Origin of the sequence: Actinosynnema sp. NPDC050801, assembly GCF_040673975.1 — a bacterium.
Classification (GTDB): Bacteria; Actinomycetota; Actinomycetes; order Mycobacteriales; family Pseudonocardiaceae; genus Actinosynnema.
This window is the reverse complement of sequence record NZ_JBFAQZ010000019.1, coordinates 14,238-31,388: the sequence shown is the minus strand read 5'-3', so window position 1 is coordinate 31,388 and position 17,151 is coordinate 14,238. Positions and strand designations below refer to the sequence as shown.

General features: G+C 73.7%; 16 protein-coding genes. 10 read left to right on the top strand and 6 right to left on the bottom strand.

Features of this window, described 5'->3' with window-relative positions:
* Window positions 1-63 precede the first annotated feature (63 nt).
* Window positions 64-1,026 (bottom strand): hypothetical protein, encoded by a 963-nt coding sequence (locus tag AB0K14_RS31585; protein WP_360457270.1) that lies wholly within the window; start codon window positions 1,024-1,026, stop codon window positions 64-66.
* Between the two features lie 396 nt (window positions 1,027-1,422).
* On the opposite strand from AB0K14_RS31585, the gene AB0K14_RS31580 reads away from it, so the two are divergent.
* The 5 genes from AB0K14_RS31580 to AB0K14_RS31560 all read left to right on the top strand — a co-directional run bounded on the left by AB0K14_RS31580 (window position 1,423) and on the right by AB0K14_RS31560 (window position 6,780).
* Window positions 1,423-3,015, top strand: coding sequence for a thiamine pyrophosphate-binding protein (locus AB0K14_RS31580; protein ID WP_360457267.1), 1,593 nt, complete (start codon window positions 1,423-1,425; stop codon window positions 3,013-3,015).
* Window positions 3,016-3,025: 10 nt separating this feature from the next.
* Window positions 3,026-3,535 carry a DinB family protein gene (locus AB0K14_RS31575; protein WP_360457264.1) on the top strand — a complete coding sequence of 170 codons (510 nt, stop codon included), beginning with the start codon at window positions 3,026-3,028 and terminating at the stop codon, window positions 3,533-3,535.
* Window positions 3,536-3,654: 119 nt separating this feature from the next.
* Window positions 3,655-5,154, top strand: coding sequence for an aldehyde dehydrogenase family protein (locus AB0K14_RS31570; protein WP_360457261.1), 1,500 nt, complete (start codon window positions 3,655-3,657; stop codon window positions 5,152-5,154).
* A gap of 254 nt (window positions 5,155-5,408) precedes the next feature.
* Window positions 5,409-6,233: a serine protease gene (locus AB0K14_RS31565; RefSeq protein WP_360457258.1), complete on the top strand. Its 825-nt coding sequence runs from the start codon at window positions 5,409-5,411 to the stop codon at window positions 6,231-6,233.
* A 127-nt stretch (window positions 6,234-6,360) separates the two neighbouring features.
* Window positions 6,361-6,780 carry a CoA-binding protein gene (locus AB0K14_RS31560; RefSeq protein WP_360457255.1) on the top strand — a complete coding sequence of 140 codons (420 nt, stop codon included), beginning with the start codon at window positions 6,361-6,363 and terminating at the stop codon, window positions 6,778-6,780.
* Window positions 6,781-6,815: 35 nt separating this feature from the next.
* On the opposite strand, the gene AB0K14_RS31555 is transcribed toward AB0K14_RS31560, so the two are convergent.
* Window positions 6,816-7,199: a RidA family protein gene (locus AB0K14_RS31555; protein WP_360457252.1), complete on the bottom strand. Its 384-nt coding sequence runs from the start codon at window positions 7,197-7,199 to the stop codon at window positions 6,816-6,818.
* A gap of 91 nt (window positions 7,200-7,290) precedes the next feature.
* Here AB0K14_RS31555 and AB0K14_RS31550 point away from each other — a divergent pair, with 91 nt between their 5' ends.
* Complete coding sequence (locus AB0K14_RS31550; protein WP_360457249.1) at window positions 7,291-8,091, top strand: alpha/beta fold hydrolase; 801 nt, start codon at window positions 7,291-7,293, stop codon at window positions 8,089-8,091.
* Window positions 8,092-8,267: 176 nt separating this feature from the next.
* Entirely contained in the window at window positions 8,268-10,283 is a 2,016-nt protein-coding gene (locus tag AB0K14_RS31545; protein ID WP_360457246.1) for an NACHT domain-containing protein, read from the top strand.
* On the opposite strand, the gene AB0K14_RS31540 is transcribed toward AB0K14_RS31545, so the two are convergent.
* The 4 genes from AB0K14_RS31540 to AB0K14_RS31525 are packed head-to-tail and all read right to left on the bottom strand — an operon-like array spanning window position 10,237 to window position 13,595.
* Window positions 10,237-10,692, bottom strand: coding sequence for a hypothetical protein (locus tag AB0K14_RS31540; RefSeq protein ID WP_360457243.1), 456 nt, complete (start codon window positions 10,690-10,692; stop codon window positions 10,237-10,239). The genes AB0K14_RS31545 and AB0K14_RS31540 overlap by 47 nt on opposite strands.
* A 60-nt stretch (window positions 10,693-10,752) precedes the next feature.
* The gene (locus tag AB0K14_RS31535) at window positions 10,753-11,550 is read right to left on the bottom strand and encodes a pentapeptide repeat-containing protein (RefSeq protein ID WP_360457241.1); all 798 of its coding nucleotides are present in this window, start codon (window positions 11,548-11,550) and stop codon (window positions 10,753-10,755) included.
* Entirely contained in the window at window positions 11,547-13,355 is a 1,809-nt protein-coding gene (recQ, locus tag AB0K14_RS31530; protein ID WP_360457238.1) for a DNA helicase RecQ, read from the bottom strand. The genes AB0K14_RS31535 and recQ overlap by 4 nt, the downstream gene beginning before the upstream one ends.
* Before the next feature lie 9 nt (window positions 13,356-13,364).
* Window positions 13,365-13,595: a DUF4345 family protein gene (locus AB0K14_RS31525; RefSeq protein ID WP_360457235.1), complete on the bottom strand. Its 231-nt coding sequence runs from the start codon at window positions 13,593-13,595 to the stop codon at window positions 13,365-13,367.
* Here AB0K14_RS31525 and AB0K14_RS31520 point away from each other — a divergent pair.
* From AB0K14_RS31520 to AB0K14_RS31510, 3 genes are all read left to right on the top strand, one after another.
* The gene (locus AB0K14_RS31520) at window positions 13,582-14,430 is read left to right on the top strand and encodes an AraC family transcriptional regulator (protein ID WP_360457233.1); all 849 of its coding nucleotides are present in this window, start codon (window positions 13,582-13,584) and stop codon (window positions 14,428-14,430) included. The genes AB0K14_RS31525 and AB0K14_RS31520 overlap by 14 nt on opposite strands.
* A 63-nt stretch (window positions 14,431-14,493) precedes the next feature.
* The gene (locus AB0K14_RS31515; protein WP_360457230.1) at window positions 14,494-15,975 is read left to right on the top strand and encodes an ATP-binding protein; all 1,482 of its coding nucleotides are present in this window, start codon (window positions 14,494-14,496) and stop codon (window positions 15,973-15,975) included.
* 173 nt (window positions 15,976-16,148) lie between these two features.
* Window positions 16,149-17,078, top strand: coding sequence for a helix-turn-helix domain-containing protein (locus AB0K14_RS31510; protein ID WP_360457227.1), 930 nt, complete (start codon window positions 16,149-16,151; stop codon window positions 17,076-17,078).
* Window positions 17,079-17,151: the final 73 nt, after the last annotated feature.

The following is a 17,151-nucleotide window of genomic DNA, read 5'->3' as shown; positions in this document are numbered from 1 at the left end:
CGCCAGGGGTGGCCGATCCACCTCACCGCTCGCGGCGGTTCCCACCGGACCGGCGGTGCGGACTCACCGCACCGCTTGCGGCGGCTCCCACCAGCCCGTGACGCCCTGCGGCCACTCGACCGCGGCCAGCGCGGACTCGTGCTCGGGGTCCGGGCCGTCGACCTCGCGCAGGAACAGGTCGTACCACCCGGTGGAGATGCCGAGGCCGCCGCCGGCACTGGGAACTTCCACAGAACCGGGCAGGCCGAACACGGGGTGCAGCAGCCGGTCGGCGATCTTCGGCACGCCCAGGCCCGCGGGCCACTCCACCCACCACTGGTCGCCCCGCGCCAACGCGCGCACCCACGGCGCGGCGCCGAACAGCCGGTAGCGGCGCAGCACCGCGCTGCCCACGCCCGTCGGGTACGGCGTCTCGTCCAGGTGGTCGCGCTCGACCGCGGTGAGCGGGCCGTCGATGAACACGCCGCCCATGCCGCGACCTTCGAGCAGGTTGTGCACGTACTTCAGCCCCTCGGCCCACGCCCGCTCGTCCACGCCCGCGAGGTGCACCGCGGCGTCGAGCCCGACCAGCCGCAGCTCCACCGAACGCGGGTGGTGGGTGACGCGCAGGCCGGCCACGCCCGCCACCCACGACTCGTCGTGGCGCGGCAGCAGCTCGTACAGCAGCGGGCCGAGGGCGTGCTCGGTGAGGTGCACGCGCGGTCGCTCGGCGGGCTCGACGGTGCGGAACGCGTGCGCCGGGCGCAACATGCTGGCCGGCGGGCGCAGCTGGAGGTGCCCGGCGGCGTCCAGACCCGCTTTCAGCACCACGCATTCGAGCACCCGCTGGTCGTCGCCCTGCGCGTCGGGCAGGAACAGGCCGCGCACGTCGGCCTTGCCGCGCAACGCGTCGACCACGCGTTCGCGGAGTTCGCCGGGCAGGTCGTGCAGCACCGCCTTCACCGCGGGCACGACTTGGGTGAGGTTCTCGCCGGTGTAGCTCCGGCGTAGGTCGACCAGCTGCTCGGTCAACGACGATCGCGCCATGGCAGTCCTCGCTCCCGCCGCCCGGCTCGGCGCAACAAGGACGCGTCACGCGTCGTTCAACGGTTTTCGGTGGTCCTCCATGAGCAGGGGTGCCCTCACCCCGCGGCGGATCACGCCACCCGGTTGCCGGGGAGTGGCTCCAGCCTCACGTCTGCTCACACACGCCGTTGCCGACGATAGCAAAGGCGGACACGGCCCAGGCCCGCCCGGCGCTCCCGCACCCCCGGAACTCCCGCACCCCAGCACTCCTGCCCGCTCAGCACTCCCGCAGGCCCGGCACGCCCGCACGCCCAGGACGCCCGGCGCGTCCGGTTCGGCGGCCGTCCGGCTCGACGGGCCGTGGTGACATCGCCTGTGGCGTTGCCGGGAAGGCCCGGCGTCCCTAGCGTCTGGCTCATGGTGAGCGGGGCGGAGCGGTTGCTGGGTGTGCTGGCCGCGCACGGCGTCGAAGTCGTGTTCGGGCTGCCCGGTGTGCACAACCTGCCCGTCTGGGAGGCGCTGCGGACCTCCGGCATCCGGTTGGTCGGCGTCCGGCACGAGCAGACGGCGGTGTACGCGGCCGACGGCTACGCCAGGGCGACCGGTCGGCTGGGCGTCGCGCTGGTGACCACAGGTCCGGGCGCGGCCAACTGCCTCGGCGCGACCGGCGAGGCCTACGCCTCCGGGTCGCCGGTGCTGGTGATCGCCACCGACATCCCGTCGACGCTGCGCCGCCCCGGCGAGTACCGGGGAACCCTGCACGAGACGCGTGACCAGCGGGCGATGTTCCTGCCGGTGGTCAAGGGCGGGTGGACGCTGCGGGCGGCCGAGTCGATCGGCACCTACGCCGACAGCGCCGCGCTGCTGGCCACCACCGCGCCGCACGGGCCGGTGTACCTGGGCGTGCCGACCGACTTCCTCACCGCGGACGCCGGCGGGTGGAGCCGCATCCCGACCCGTGCGCCGGACGTGCCGGACGTGAGCGCGGGGGTGGCGTTGGTGGCGGCCGCCGAGCGCCCGCTGATCTGGGCCGGTGGCGGCGCCGCGCGGTCGGGCGCGGGCGAGGCGGTCGCCGGGTTGGCCGAGCGGATCGGCGCCCCGATCGTCACCACGTACGGCGCGCGGGGGTTCGTCGACCACCCGCACGTGGTCCACGGGCCGGTGCAGCTGCCCGAGGTCGGCGCCCTGTGGGACGACGCCGACCTGGTCATCGGGGTCGGCAGCGACTTCGACGGGATGATGACGCAGAACTGGTTGCAGCCCGCGCCGCCCGGGTTGCTGAACATCAACGTGGAGGCCATCCGCAACTACCGGCCCGACGTGACGCTGCGCGGTGACGCGCGGATGGTGGTGTCGGCGCTGGCCGAGGCGGTGCCCGCGCGCGCCGACACCGGCGTCGCCGGGCGGGTGGCCGAGCTGAACGACCTGGTGCGCAAGGCGGTGGAGGCGGACGAGCCGCGGGCGGTGCCCCTGCTGGAGGCGCTGGAGGGGCGCCGGGTGGTGGCCGACATGTGCGTGGCCGGGTACTGGGTCGGCGGGTTCGGCCGGATCACCCGGCCGCGCGGGCTGGCCTACCCGGTGGGGTGGGGCACGCTCGGGTTCGGCTTCCCGGCGGCGCTGGGCGCGGCGTTGACCGGTCGGGTGGTCGCGGTCTGCGGCGACGGCGGGTTCCTGTTCGCGTGCGGCGACCTGGCCACCGCCGCGCAGGAGCGGCTGCCGGTGACCGTGGTGCTGGTGGACGACGGCGGGTACGGGATGCTGCGCCACGACCAGGCGCGGGCCGGGCACGAGCCGTTCGGGGTGGACCTGCGGTCGCCGGACTTCGTCGCGCTGGCCGGCAGCTTCGGGGTCGAGGCCTGCCTCGTGGACGGCTTCGGCGCGGCGTTCCGCGAGCGGCTGGACGAGTACGCGGGACGACCGGGGCCGAACGTCCTGGTCGTGCGGACGGCGGCGCTGAAGCCACCGGTCACCACCTCGCCGCGGTGGTACCGGAAGAACGGCGTGACCTAGGGTGTCGAACATGAGTTCGAACGAACGCGTGTGGCCCGCGGCGGACGCCGACGACGAGCTGCGGTTGCTGACCGACTTCCTGACCTTCCTGCGGTTGACGGCGGTGGCGAAGGTGGAGGGCCTGAGCTGGGCGGACGCCTCCGCCACGCCGATGCCGACCTCGCCGGTGGTGAGCGCGCTCGGCGTGCTGCGGCACCTGACGGCGGTGGAGCGGTGGTGGTTGTCGATCGAGGTGGGCGGTGTGGAGCTGCCGTCGCTGTGGGGCGAGGACGCGGACGCGTCGTGGCGGTTGCACGAGGGCGACACGGTCGAGTCGGTGATCGCCGAGTACCGGGCCGAGTGGGAGCGGTCGGCCCGTGCGCTGGAGGGGCTCGGACCGGCCGACCGCACGCGCGGCGACCACGACGGCAACGGCCGCACGGTGCGCTGGGTGCTGGCCCACCTGGTGCAGGAGACCGGCCGGCACGTCGGTCACCTGGACTTCCTGCGCGAACTGGCGGACGGCGAGAAGGGCGAGTAGCCGCGCCGACGCCGGGATCCCGCCGCCCGCGCGGCACCGGAGCCGGCACCGTCGGCCGCACCCGCGTTCCGACCGATCGTCCCCTTGGCACCCGACCTCCCGCGGACGACGCTGGGCACATGCCGACCTACGTGTCCACGAACCCCGCCGACCTGTCCGATGTCGTCACGCGTGTCGACCTGGTCGGCGCGGAGGAGTTCGCCGCCGCCGCGCGTCGGGCGCACCGGGCCCAGCGGGAGTGGGCGCGGGTGCCCGCGCCGGTGCGCGGGCAGGTGGTGGCGAACATCGGGCGGCTGGTCGAGGCGAACGCCGAGGCGCTGGCCCGGATCGTGGCCCGGGAGATCGGCAAACCCCTGCCCGAGGCGCGCGGTGAGGTGCGGGAGGTGGTGGACACCTGCACGTTCTTCTCGGGCGAGGGCCGCAGGCTCTACGGGCAGACCGTGCCCTCGGAGATGCCGGACAAGCAGTTGTTCACGTTCCGCGAACCGGTCGGGGTGGCGGCGGTCGTCACCGCGGGCAACTTCCCGGTGGCCGTGCCCTCGTGGAGCATCGTGCCCGCGCTGCTGTGCGGCAACTCGGTGGTGTGGAAGCCCGCCGAGTACTCGGCCGCCTGCGCGCAGGCCTTCCACGACCTCGTGACGCGCGCCGGCGTGCCCGCCGGGCTGGTCGAGCTCGTTTTCGCCGACGGCGAGGAGACCTTCCGGGGCCTGGAACTGGCGCTCGCGGAGCGGTCCGTGCACAAGGTGGCGTTCACCGGCTCGTCCGCGGTGGGGTCGCGGATCGGCGAGCTGTGCGGGCGGCACCTCCAGACGCCGTGCCTCGAACTGGGCGGCAAGAACCCGATGGTCGTCACCGAGGACGCCGACCTGGACCTGGCGGTGCGGGGCGCGTTGTTCTCCGGGTTCGGCACCGGCGGGCAGCGGTGCACGTCGTTGGGCACGGTCATCGTGCACGAGCAGGTGCACGACGAGTTCCTGCGCCGGTTCGCCGCCGCCACCGAGGCCGCCGTCGTCGGCGACCCGTTCGACGACGTGCTGTACGGGCCGATGATGGACCGGAAGTTCGCGCTGGGCTTCGAGGAGCACCTGGGCTGGATCCGCGACCACCACGTCACGCACGGCTCCACGGGTCTTGGCCGGATCACGGGAGCCAACCCGCGCAAGGGTTTCCGCGGCGACCCGGACCGCGGCCTGTTCTACCACCCGGTCGTGGTGGCCGGCGTCCGCCCGGACGACGACGTGTTCCGGCACGAGACGTTCGGGCCGATCGTCGGCGTCACCTCCTACCGCGCGCTGGACGAGGCGATCGAGCTGGGCAACCTGCCCGGCTACGGCCTGTCGTGCGCGATCTACACCACCGACCCGGCGAAGGCGTTCGCGTTCCGGGCCGGCACCGGCGCGGGCATGGTGAGCGTCAACAACTCGACCTCCGGCGCGGAGGCGCACCTGCCGTTCGGCGGGAACGGCAAGTCGGGCAACGGTTCCCGGCAGTCCGGGGTGTGGGTGCTCGACCAGTTCACCCGCTGGCAGTCGATGAACTGGGACCACTCGGGGGCGTTGCAGAAGGCGCAGGTGGACACGCTCTCGGTCGAGGCGGACCTCGACTTCCGGCTGTCCTGACCGGGTACGGGCGGCGAGCGGGGTGACGAGACGCGGGCGTGGGCCGGTGAACGACCTGGCCGGGGCGTTCGCGCCGGCCGACTCGCTCGGCTTGCGGCCCACCACCGACCTCGGCGGTTCGCGGCTGGTGTCCGACCCGCTCCGGGTGTCCGCCAGCCCGCCGACCCACAGGACACCGCCGCCCGGACTCGGTGGTACCGCTAGCGGGTGAACGGGCGTGCGCCGTCCGGCGGCGGCTGATTGGATCAACGGCCATGCGCCATCTGGTAGCGGTGCTCGCCGCGCTCGTGCTGTCCCTGCCCGCCGCGACCGCGTCCGCCGCGCCGTCGGCCCCCACGCGGGCGGACGTCGACTTCACCGGCGCCGTGTCGATGAACGGCTGCTCCGGCTCGGTGGTCCGGCCGCCCGACCACCAGCCGTCCGACCCGGCCCTGGTCATGACGAACGGGCACTGCGTGCGGTTCATGGACCCCGGCGAGGTCACGGTCGACCAGCCGGCGGACCGGAGGTTCACCCTGCTCGACCGCGACGGCGTGGGCTCGCTCGGCACGCTGCGCGCGGCCGGCCTGGTCTACGCGACGATGACCACCACCGATGTCGCGCTCTACCGGCTCACCGCCACCTACGGCGAGGTCGAGGCGCTGGGCGCGCGGGCGCTGGAGCTCTCGCCGGAGCGCCCGGCCGCCGGCATCGAGGTCCGCGTGGTGTCCGGCTACTGGCAGCACATCTACTCCTGCCAGGCCGACGGCTACGTGCACGAGTTGCGCGAGGGCCGGTGGAGCTGGAAGGACTCCATGCGCTACACCGAGGCGTGCCGCACGAGGGGCGGCACGTCGGGCTCGCCGGTGGTGGACGCCGCCACCGGCAAGGTGGTCGCGGTGAACAACACCGGCAACGAGGACGGCGAGCGGTGCACGGTCAACAACCCGTGCGAGGTCGACGCGAACGGCGAGATCACCGTGCGCCAGGGCATCGGGTACGCGCAGCAGACCCACCAGATCGTGCCTTGCCTGACCGGGGGCGGCCGGGTGGATCTGACCGCCCCGGGCTGCGGGCTGCCGCGACCGCAGGCGGGCTAGCACCGCCCACCGGACGAGGCTCGGACCGCCGCCATCGGGTTGCCCCGGCGGCGGTCGACGGTGGTGGTCCGCAGCCGGGCCGGTCGGTGCGGACGTCCTCCGGGTCGGCCCGTTCTACGCTGGTGCCATGACCGAACCGTGGGGTGACACCGACAAGATCCGCCGCATCCTGGCCGACGGCGAGACGTGGGCCGTCGTCGGGCTGGCCGACCACCCGAACCGCGCCGCCTACGGCGTGGCCAGGTTCCTCCAGCAGCGCGGCAAGCGGATCGTGCCCGTGCACCCGGACGCGCCGACCGTGCACGGCGAGCAGGGTTACGCGACGCTGGCCGACATCCCGTTCCCGGTCGACGTGGTCGACGTGTTCCGCCGGTCCGAGGCCGCCGGCCAATTCGCCGACGAGGCGGTGGAGATCGGCGCGAAGGCGGTGTGGTTCCAGCTCGACGTGCTCGACGAGGCCGCGTACGAGCGGGCCACGGCGGCCGGGCTGGACGTGGTCATGGACCGGTGTCCCGCCATCGAGTGGTCCGCGCACGGACCGCGCTGACCGCGCCGGACCGCCCGCTCAGCCGGACCGCCCGCTCAGCCGGACCGGCGGCGGGCGGTGACCTCGATCTCGATGCGCATCCTCGGGTCGGCCAGGCCGCACTCCAGCATCGTGGCGGCCGGGCGCACGTCGCCGAACACCGCCCGCAGCACGGGCCAGCACGGCTCGAAGTCCTCGGCGTCGGGCAGGTAGTAGGTCACGCGCACCACGTCGGCGAAGCCGGACCCCGCCTCGGCCAGCGCCGCACCGATGTTGGCCAGGCACTGCTCGGCCTGCGCCACCACGTCGTCGGAGATGGTCATCGCGGTGTAGTCGAACCCGGTCGTGCCCGAGACGTGCACCCACTCGCCGTCGACGACGGCCCGCGCGTAGCCGATCTGCTCTTCGAAGGTGGAACCGGACAGGATCGCTCGTCTCATGGGTGCACCATAAGCGGCGCGCACGCCGACCTCGCAGCGGTTTCCGCGCGGCGATAGCAGGCGTATGGAGCCGGTGGGTAACCTGCCCGCCATGCCGGTCGTCGCGCTCAACGGGATCAACCTCAGCTACCAGGTGGAGGGCGAGGGCGACCTCGTCGTCATGGTGATGGGCACCGGCAGCCCGGGCCGGGTGTGGCACGCGCACCAGGTGCCCGCGCTGCGGGCGGCCGGGTTCCGGGTCGCGACGGTCGACAACCGGGGCATCCCGCCGACCGACGAGTGCGCGTCCGGGATGGTGATCGGAGACCTGGTCGGCGACGTCGCGGCGCTGATCGAGTCGCTGGGCGGGCGGGCGCACGTGGTCGGCACGTCCATGGGCGCGCGGGTGACGCAGGAACTCGCGCTGGCCCGCCCGGACCTGGTGTCGAAGGCGGTGATGCTGGCGACAGCGGGCCGCAACGACGCCGTGCAGACCGCGTTGTCGCGGGGCGAGCGTGAGCTGCACGACCGGGGGATCACCCTGCCCGCGCGGTACTTCGCGGCGGTGAACGCGGTGCTGAACCTCTCCCCCGCGACGCTGCGCGACCCGGTGGGCGTGCGGGACTGGCTGGACGTGTTCGAGTACACCGGGTCGGCGGTGAGCAAGGGCGTGCGGGCGCAGATGGAGATGAACGAGTTCGACGACCGGCTCGACGCCTACCGCGCCATCACCGTGCCGTGCCTGGTGGTGGGCTTCGCCGACGACCGGGTGCTGCCCGCCCACCTGGCCCGCGAGGTGGCCGCGGCCATCCCGGGCGCGCGGTACGAGGAGGTGGCCGACGCGGGCCACTTCGGCTTCCTCGAACAGCCGGCCGCGGTGAACCGGCTGCTGGTCGACTTCCTCCGGGGCTGAGCCCGGGCGCCGGTCCCACGACCGGACCCCAGTACCGCGTCCGGGACTGAACCACCCACGCGCGGGCGCCGTTGTGCTCCACGTGACCACCGACGGTGACCGATCGACCACGGAGACTCTCCTACCACCGCGCTGCGAACGCCGTTACCGTCGATCGCGACCTGGTGGAGGGACACATGGACGTGCGTCGGCTCGGCCGCACCACCCGCCTGGTCGCCCTGATCGTGGTCGGCGGGGTGACGTTCCTCGTGCTCGTCCCCGTCGCGATCAACGCCGCCACCGGCGGATCAGCGCCGCGGGTGCTCGGCCCGTACGCGCGGTGGCTGTGGGCGGCGCTGGGCGCGCTGTCGGTCGTCACCGCCTTGCTCGCGGCCTGGGAACCGCTGGGCGCGCTGCTGCGGCGACGACGTCCCGCGCACCCGACCAACCGGCGGGCGGCGCTGGACCGGGTGGAGCGGTTCGTCCGGGCGCGGGTGGACGGGTCGCTGGCGGAGCAGGTGCGGCTCAAGCTCGGTGTCGTGCCCGGGGTGGGACCGCGCCTGCCGACGCGGGTCCGCCACCCGCTGGTCGTGGTGGGCGGGCCGGGCGCGGGCAAGACGACGTTGCTGCTGGAGCTGGCCCGGGCGCTGCTCACGCGGGCCGTGAACGACCCGATCCAGCCGATACCGGTGGTCGTGGACCTGGGCGGGTGGCGGCGCGACGACGACTTCGGCGAATGGCTGCTGCGCGTGCTCGCCGACCGGTACCGGATCGCGCCGCGGGTCGGCCGCGCGTGGCTGCGGGAGCGCAACCTCGTGCTGCTGTTCGACGGGCTGGACGAGCTGGCGCCGGCCGACCGGGTCGAGTGCCTGGCCTGGATCACCGCGCTGAACGTGCCGCAGGTGGTGCTGTGCACCGAGGGCGACGAGCACGAGCACCTGCCGCGCTACGACGTCGTCCAGGTGGAACCGTTGTCGCGCAACGCGGTGCTGGAGCTGATCGCCGCGTGCGGACCGCGCCTGGACGGCCTGCACGACGAGCTGGAGAAGAACCCCGACCTGTGGGACGACGTGCGCACGCCACTCGCGTTCGCCCTGTTGGCGCTGGCCTACCGGGCCGGGCGCGCGGAGTACCGGGGTGTGCTGGACACCTACGTGGTCGAGTCGGCGGCACGGGGCCCGCACCGTCCGGAGCGGACGGTGCGGGCGCTGCGGTTCCTGGCCCGCATCGCCCGGCGCAAGCGCGACCTCGTGGCCCGGTCCCGGCTGCCCGCGCGGCACGTGTGGCTGGACTTCGTCGGCTCGGCGGTGGTGTGGCGGATGTTCCGGCGTGCCGCGCCGGGCGCGTTGGCGGGTGCGGCGGCGGCGATGTGCTTCGTGATCGGTGTGCGGCTCGGTCTGGTGACGGGCGCGGTCGCCGCCGTCATCACGGTCGCCGTGCCGCACAGCGCCTTCCGCGTGACGCGTGGTGATCCGCGGCGCGGGAACGTCTGGGCGGCAACGGGTTTCGTGGCCGGTGCGCTGGCGGTCGGCGGGGTCGCCGCGCTCGGCGGCCTGCTCGGGACGCTGGCCGCGCGGTGGCCCGCCCCGGTCGCCTACGGACTGGTCGTCGTGGTCACGCTGGCCGTCGGGTACGGCAACACCCGCGACCGGTACTGGGCGGTGGTGTGCGCGCTCGTGCCCGCCGGGGTGATGGTGCTGACCGGGCCCTCGCCGGACCTGGTGGCCGCGGTGGGCATCGGGCTCGGGTCGGGCGCGCTCGTCGGCGCGTTCATCGGCGGTCTGCGCGAGGTGTGGTCGGGGGTGCGCGTCCGGCCGGCCACCGGCCTGCGCTGGTTGCCCGCCGCCGGCGCGGTCGGGGTGGGTCTCGCGGCGCTCGCGGGCGCGGACGTCCGCCCGTCGGCGTGGGGCGCGGTGACCGGTCTGCTGGTCGGCCTCGCCGTCACGCCGATCACGAACCGGCCGTGGCACCCGCTGGCCGAGCTGCTCGCCCGACCGCTCGCGCTGGACGAGTTCCCGTTGCGCCGCAAGGCGATCCTCCAGTCCGCGCGGGACCGGGTGCTGCTCGTGGACGCCCACCGGTTCCCGCACGACCTGGTCCGCGACCACCTCGCCGAGTGCGACCCGGCGGAGCTGGCCGCGAACGTCGAGCGCAGGCGCGCCGAGCTCAGCCCTCCCGAACTCGGCCCCACCGGGTCCGACCCCACGGCTTGAACACCGACAGCACCGTGTTGACCGTGTAGAACGCCAACGACACGCACGCCGCCGCCAGGACGTCACCGCCGGCCGTGCCCACGACGCCGTCCGCCGCCTCGTGCAGACCCGAGCGCAGCGAGAACGTCGTGGCCACGACGGCGATGACGGTCAGCACGAACTTCACCAGCACCCACCGGTGCTTCACCAGTCCCCACTTCGTGCCGAGCGACAGCACCAAGCCGGTGACCAGCGCGCCCAACGCCAGCGGCAGCACGACGAGGTCGCCGAGCAGCGACATCGCCTGGTAGAGCTGCGGCGCGTCGAACGCGGCGATCGCCAGCACGAGCATCCCGATCGTGACGCCGAGCCAGCCGACGGACGAGATGACGTGCAGCAACAGCCACGACTTGCGTGCTCTCGGCTTCATGGCGCACAGCGTGGCCGGGACGACCTCGTCACCGCGTCGGCCCGACGGCGGCTCGCGCGCCTACGCCTGGCGACGTACCCAGTGCGCCGGGCGGGTCAGGGACTTCGGCAGCACGGTCGCGCCGTCGCCCTTGGCCGCGTCCACCTGGGCCTGGGTGAGGAACAGGCTGCCGGTCAGGTCGGCGCCGGACAGCTCGGCGCCGCGCAGGTCCGCGCCGATGAAGTCGACCAGCCGCAGGTCCGCGTTCGTCAGGTCGGCGCCGATCAGGTACGCGCCGCGCAGGGTGGACGCCCGCAGGTCCGCGCCCTTGAGGTCCTTGCCGATCAGGTCCGCGCCGCGTCGGTTCCGGCCCTTGCCGCGGGTCAGTTCGCTGGCCCGCAGCAGCAGGGCGTTCGCCCGCTCCCAGTACGGGCCCACGTCCAGCTTGAGCAGCTCCTCCGGCGTGCCCGCGGTGAGCTCCCCGATCTCCGCCCTCAGCTCCCGTGCCGCCGGGTGCAGGGCGCGGGCGGGCTCCAGGTCCAGCGCCTCGGTCAGGTACCAGAGCAGTTCGTGCAGCTGCCGCACGACCGGGAAGACGTCGAACATGGTCGCGGCCGACGCCGGGTCGTCACGCCAGCTCCTGCCGCCGAACGTCACCTGCGCCACCTGCTGGCCCGCGCCGAAGCAGTCGTAGACCGTGCAGCCGGTGAAACCGGTGTCCCGCAGGTTCGCGTGGACGCCGCAGCGGAAGTCCTCGCGCAGGTTCGGGCACGGTGTGCGGGCGGGCTTGTCGAGGGCGAAGTCGACCGACTTGGCGAACGCCGGCACCACGCAGCACAGGGCGAAGCAGCGGGTGCAGTCGGCGCGGAGCTCGTTCATGCGCTCAACGTGTCCAGGATCTCCTGGCCGTACTTGGCCAGCTTGTTCTCGCCGACACCGCTGATCGCGCTCAGCTCGTCCAACGTCGTGGGCGTGGACGTGGCGATCTGCCGCAGCGTGGCGTCGTTGAAGATGATGTAGGGCGGCACGCCCTGCTCCCTGGCCTGCGCGGTCCGCCACGTCCGCAGCTTCTCGAACACCGGCACGGCCTCGGCGGTCAGCTCCACCTGCGCCGCCGCGCCCTTGGCCGGCTTGGCGGTCTTGACCTTGGCCAGGCGCTCCGGCTCGCGCCGCATCGCCACCTTGCGGCCCTGGAACAGCACCTCGTCGCTGCCGGGCGTGGTGACCAGCGTGGAGTACTCGCCCTCCACCGCGAGCAGGCCTTGGGCCAGCAGCTGCCGGATCACGCCGCGCCAGCCGCTCTCGTTGAGCTCCGTGCCGATGCCGAAGACCTTCAGCTGGTCGTGGTCGTGCTGGATGACCTTCGCGGTCTTGCGGCCGAGCAGGATGTCGATCGTCTGGCCCGCGCCGAACTTCTGCCGCCGCTCGTTGCGCAGCCGCACGACGGTGGACAGCGCCTTCTGCGCGGCCACCGTGCCGTCCCACGTCTCCGGCGGCGCGAGGCACGTGTCGCAGTTGCCGCACGGCGTGCCGGACTGGCCGAAGTAGTCGAGCAGGCGCACGCGGCGGCACTCGACGGTCTCGCACAGCGCCAGCATCGCGTCGAGGTGCGCCATGAGCTTGCGGCGGTGCTGCTGGTCGCCCTCGGAGTCGTCGATCATCTTGCGCTGCTGGACGACGTCCTGCAGGCCGTAGGCCAGCCACGCGGTGGACGGCAACCCGTCACGGCCCGCGCGGCCCGTCTCCTGGTAGTAGCCCTCGACGGACTTCGGCAGGTCCAGGTGCGCGACGAACCGGACGTCCGGCTTGTCGATGCCCATGCCGAACGCGATGGTGGCGACCATCACCAGGCCGTCCTCGCGCAGGAACCGGGACTGGTTGCGCGCGCGGGTGCCCCCGTCCAGGCCCGCGTGGTAGGGCAGGGCGGGGATGCCGTTCTGGGTGAGGAACTCGGCGGTCTTGTCCACCGAGTTGCGCGACAGGCAGTAGACGATGCCCGCGTCGCCCTGGTGCTCGGTGCGCAGCAGTTCCAGCAGCTGCTTCTTCGGCTCGTTCTTGGGCACGATGCGGTACTGGATGTTGGGGCGGTCGAAGCTCGCCACGAAGTGCTTGGCGTCACCGAGGTTGAGGCGCTCGGCGATCTCGGCGTGCGTGGCCGGGGTGGCGGTCGCGGTGAGCGCGATGCGGGGCACCTCCGGCCACCGCTCGTGCAGGTGCGACAGCGCCAGGTACTCGGGTCGGAAGTCGTGGCCCCACTGGGAGACGCAGTGCGCCTCGTCGATGGCGAACAGCGCGATCCTGCCGCGCTCCAGCAGCCGGGTGGTCTGCTCGGTGCGCAGGCGTTCCGGGGCGAGGTAGAGCAGGTCCAGGTCGCCGGCCAGGAACTCGGCCTCGACCATGGCGCGCTCGTCGGGGAACTGGCTGGAGTTGAGGAAGCCGGCGCGGACGCCGAGGTCGCGCAGCGCGTCCACCTGGTCCTGCATCAACGCGATCAACGGCGAGACGACGACACCGGTGCCCTCGCGCACCAGCGACGGGATCTGGTAGCACAACGACTTGCCGCCCCCGGTCGGCATGAGCACCAGCGCATCGCCGCCGGAGACGACGTGGTCGACGATGTCCTGCTGCTCCCCGCGAAAGGACTCGTACCCGAAGACCCTTCGCAGCACCTCTTGCGAAGCCATCGCGCAATCCTAACGGACCCCTCCGACACCCCCGTCGGACGCGGCGCCGGCGGCCCTCGTGCGGCGGAGGCGGACGACGACGCAGGCGCAGGCGGCGCCGAGGAGCAGCTCCACCCCGGCGGCGGTGACCAGGCCGGCCGCGGGCAGCCCGTCCACGGCCGCGCCGAGCAGGCGGGACAGGCCGTAGGAGAGGTGGATCAGGGCACCGAGCGCGGCGGCGGTGGCGGTGAGGCCCGGCACGAACGCGCCGACGTTCCAGGTGGTGGTGGCGGGCCGGTGCGTGCTGGAGGTCGACGGCGCCGAGCCGCGCGTGCTGGAGCAGGGTGACCTGACCTTGATCCCGCACGGCACACCGCACCGGGTGCGCAGCGCGCCGGGCACGCCGACCTCACCCCTGTTCGACATCCCGGTCGAGCGGATCGGAGACCGCTTCGAGGTGCTGCGCCACGGTGGCGGCGGCGAGGTCACCCGCGTCGACCACGGCGCCGTCCGCTTCGACCACGTGACCGCGCAACGCCTGGTCAGGCAGCTGCCCCTGGTCCTGCACGTCGGGACGTGGAACGACGACACGGCGGGGTGGCTGCGCAGCACCCTGCGGTTCATGGCCTTCGAGGCGCGCACGCCGAGGGCGGGCGGCGAGACCGTCATCACGCGCCTGGCCGACATCCTGGTCGTGCAGGCGATCCGGTCCTGGCTGGACTCGGCGCCCGAGGCCGACCAGGGCTGGTTGGCCGCCGTGCGCGACGAGCACGTGGGCCGGGCGCTGCTGTCGATCCACCGGGCGCCGGAGCACCCGTGGACCGTCGCCGAACTCGCCCGGCACGCCAACCTGTCCCGCTCGGCGTTCGCGGCGCGGTTCACCGCCCTGGTCGGCGAGCCGGCGATGCGCTACCTGACCGAGTGCCGCATGCGGCTGGCCCACGCGCACCTGAGGCGGACCGCGGAACCCCTGTCCAGCACCGCGCACCGCTTCGGCTACCGGTCCGAGGCGGCGTTCTCCCGCGCGTTCAAGCGCGCGTTCGGCGTGCCGCCGGGCAGCCTCCGGCACCCGGTCACGACCGACGTGGTGCGCTGACGACCAGGACGCGCGACAAGACGACCCCCGTGCGTGATGATGGGGTGCAGGGGGTGGCAGGTCATGGGGGAACTCTCCGGGGATGACGCGAAAGCGCTTGCGAGCAGCGTGCGGCGCCTGGTGCAGGCGGCCGCGAACATGGTCGAGCAGGACGGTGAGGCGGCGCCGTTGATCGCGCGCGTGCGCGATCACCTGGGTTGCGACCTGTCGCAGGTGTTGTCCGTCGCCACGCGGTTCGAGGCGTGGGAGCACGTCAACCTCCAGCGCGGTGTCGACGCGTACCTCGCGGCGCACACGCCGGACGTCGAGTGGTTCGGGGTCGGAGGTCAGCACCGCGGCCACGAGGACATCATGGGGATGATCCTGTCGGCCCGGCACGCGATGGCCTACGAGCTCGGCGCGGCCGACTACGCCACCGCCGCCGTGGGGCCGGAGGACAGCGTGGAGGTCGTCCAGCTGGGGTTGGCGCCGACCACCGCCCCCGACGGCACGCCGGTGTTCGTCGGCATCCGCGGCAGCAACGACTACGGGCCGCCGATGTGCCGGCTGGAGGTGCTCTCGGCCGATCGCGCGGCGGCACGGGCGGTGGGCGGCGAGATCGAGCGGTTGATGCGCGAGCACGACGTGTTCCGCCGTCAGGTGCTGGCGTTCGGGGTGAGCGAGCACCGGGGCAACGAGCTGGTGACGTTCCTGCCCCGGCCCGCGCTCGACGCGGACGACGTGGTGCTGCCGGATGGCGTGCTGGACTCGATCGAGGAGCACGTGGTCGGCATCGCCGAGCACTCCGAACGGCTCCTCGCCGCCGGGCAGCACCTCAAGCGCGGGCTGCTGCTGCACGGCCCGCCCGGCACCGGCAAGACGCACACCGTGCGGTACCTGATGAGCCGGTTGGGCGACTGCACGGTGATCCTGCTGACCGGCCAGGCGATGCGGCTCATCGGCCAGGCGGCGGCGTTGGCGCGGCGGTTGCAGCCGTCGATGGTCGTGGTGGAGGACGTCGACCTGGTGGCCATGGACCGCGGCTACGCGGCCGGCCCGGCGAACCCGCTGCTGTTCACGCTGCTCGACGCGATGGACGGCGTCGGCGCGGACGCGGACGTCACGTTCGTGCTCACCACGAACCGGGCCGACGAGCTGGAGCGGGCGCTGGCCGACCGGCCGGGCCGGATCGACCTGGCCGTCGAGGTGCCGCGGCCCGACGCCGAGGGCCGGCGCAGGCTGCTCGAGCTCTACGGGCGCGGGGTGGACCTGCGCGCCGACCTCGCACCGGTGGTCGAGGTCACCGAAGGCGTCACGGCGTCGTTCATCAAGGAGTTGCTGCGGCGGGCCGTGCTGGGCGCGGTGCGCGCCGACGGCACGGGCGGCGTGCCGGTGATCGGCGACGAGCTCGCCGACGTGGCTCGCGCGATGGTCGACGAACGGGCCTCGCTGACCAACGTGCTGCTCGGCGGGCGGCCCGGACCGCAGGAAGCGCCACGCGGCCCGACCTTCACCGCACCGCGCGCGGCCGGCGTGGCGCAGCCCGGGCTCTACCCGGGCGGGTGAGCGCCGCGGGCCGCGAGCGCCCGCCCGCGCCCGACGGTCGGGCGTTGGGGGGTCGGTCTCCTCCGCGGGCCACCCGCTCCGACGTGTTCCGCTCCGAAACGGCCCGTGCCAGGGTGTCCCGGAGCGGGTAATTGGTCTGGACCTCAGGTCCGGCGACGGAGAGGAGGCCGGCGATGCGCGGCACCACGGTGTTACCGGGAACGCCCTGCCGGGCGCCACGCGAGGGCGAGCTGCCGGTGCACCGGCTGGAGGTGCCGGTGCCCGACGCGCTGCCGTTCGCGGTCGGCACGTTCGACACGATCGGGCCGATGTCGCGGGCGTCGTTCCCGCACCGGCACACCTTCCACGAGATCGTGCACGTCACCGGCGGCACTGGCACGCACGTGGTCGACCTCGCCCGCTGGCAGCTGCGCCCGCCGCACCTGTGCGTGATCGCGCCCGGCCAGGTGCACCACTGGGAGGACGCCCGTGACCTGCACGGATCAGTGCTGCTGTTCACCGACGACTTCCTGCTCGACCACCCCGCCGACCGCGAGCTGCTGCGCCGGTTGAGCGAACGGCCCTGGCTGACGCTGGACGAGCGGGCGCACGCCCGGATCGACCGGTCGATCGCCGAGCTGCACGACGAGTACCGGCGTGCCGAGGCGGGCGTCGAGACGGTGCTGCGGGCACTGCTGCACGTGCTGGTCGTGCGTGCCGCGCGGTTGTCCGCGACGCCGGACGCCACGCCGGACGCGACGCCACCGACCCGACCCGGCGCGGTCGCCGAGGAGTTCATCCGGCTGGCCGGCCGCACGGACCACCGGCTGTGGTCGGTGCGCGCGTACGCGGAGCGGATCGGTGTCACCCCCGGCTACCTGACCGAGGCGGTGAAGGCGGCGACCGGGCGGACACCGTCGCAGCTGGTCCGCCAGGTGCGCACGCAGGAGGCGCAAAGGCTGCTGGTGAAGACCGACCTGACCGTGCGGCAGGTGGCGGACCGGGTGGGCTTCGCCGATCCCGCGTACTTCTGCCGGTTCTTCCGGCGTGAGGCGGGCGTGAGCCCCGGCGCGTTCCGGCGGGCGGACCGGGCCAGGCATCCCGGGACCGGGCGTTCACAGTGAGCGCGGCGCGCAACGGCGACCGCGAGGATCACCACGACCAGCGGCGTCAGTCCATCGTCGGGGGTGGGCCGCG

Excerpts from the sequence above, each read along its gene's own strand:
- AB0K14_RS31585 (WP_360457270.1), bottom strand. The coding sequence starts at position 1,026 with ATGGCGCGATCGTCGTTGACCGAGCAGCTGGTCGACCTACGCCGGAGC.
- AB0K14_RS31580 (WP_360457267.1), top strand. The coding sequence starts at position 1,423 with ATGGTGAGCGGGGCGGAGCGGTTGCTGGGTGTGCTGGCCGCGCACGGC.
- AB0K14_RS31575 (WP_360457264.1), top strand. The coding sequence starts at position 3,026 with ATGAGTTCGAACGAACGCGTGTGGCCCGCGGCGGACGCCGACGACGAG.
- AB0K14_RS31570 (WP_360457261.1), top strand. The coding sequence starts at position 3,655 with ATGCCGACCTACGTGTCCACGAACCCCGCCGACCTGTCCGATGTCGTC.
- AB0K14_RS31565 (WP_360457258.1), top strand. The coding sequence starts at position 5,409 with ATGCGCCATCTGGTAGCGGTGCTCGCCGCGCTCGTGCTGTCCCTGCCC.
- AB0K14_RS31560 (WP_360457255.1), top strand. The coding sequence starts at position 6,361 with ATGACCGAACCGTGGGGTGACACCGACAAGATCCGCCGCATCCTGGCC.
- AB0K14_RS31555 (WP_360457252.1), bottom strand. The coding sequence starts at position 7,199 with ATGAGACGAGCGATCCTGTCCGGTTCCACCTTCGAAGAGCAGATCGGC.
- AB0K14_RS31550 (WP_360457249.1), top strand. The coding sequence starts at position 7,291 with ATGCCGGTCGTCGCGCTCAACGGGATCAACCTCAGCTACCAGGTGGAG.
- AB0K14_RS31545 (WP_360457246.1), top strand. The coding sequence starts at position 8,268 with ATGGACGTGCGTCGGCTCGGCCGCACCACCCGCCTGGTCGCCCTGATC.
- AB0K14_RS31540 (WP_360457243.1), bottom strand. The coding sequence starts at position 10,692 with ATGAAGCCGAGAGCACGCAAGTCGTGGCTGTTGCTGCACGTCATCTCG.
- AB0K14_RS31535 (WP_360457241.1), bottom strand. The coding sequence starts at position 11,550 with ATGAACGAGCTCCGCGCCGACTGCACCCGCTGCTTCGCCCTGTGCTGC.
- recQ (WP_360457238.1), bottom strand. The coding sequence starts at position 13,355 with ATGGCTTCGCAAGAGGTGCTGCGAAGGGTCTTCGGGTACGAGTCCTTT.
- AB0K14_RS31515 (WP_360457230.1), top strand. The coding sequence starts at position 14,494 with ATGGGGGAACTCTCCGGGGATGACGCGAAAGCGCTTGCGAGCAGCGTG.
- AB0K14_RS31510 (WP_360457227.1), top strand. The coding sequence starts at position 16,149 with ATGCGCGGCACCACGGTGTTACCGGGAACGCCCTGCCGGGCGCCACGC.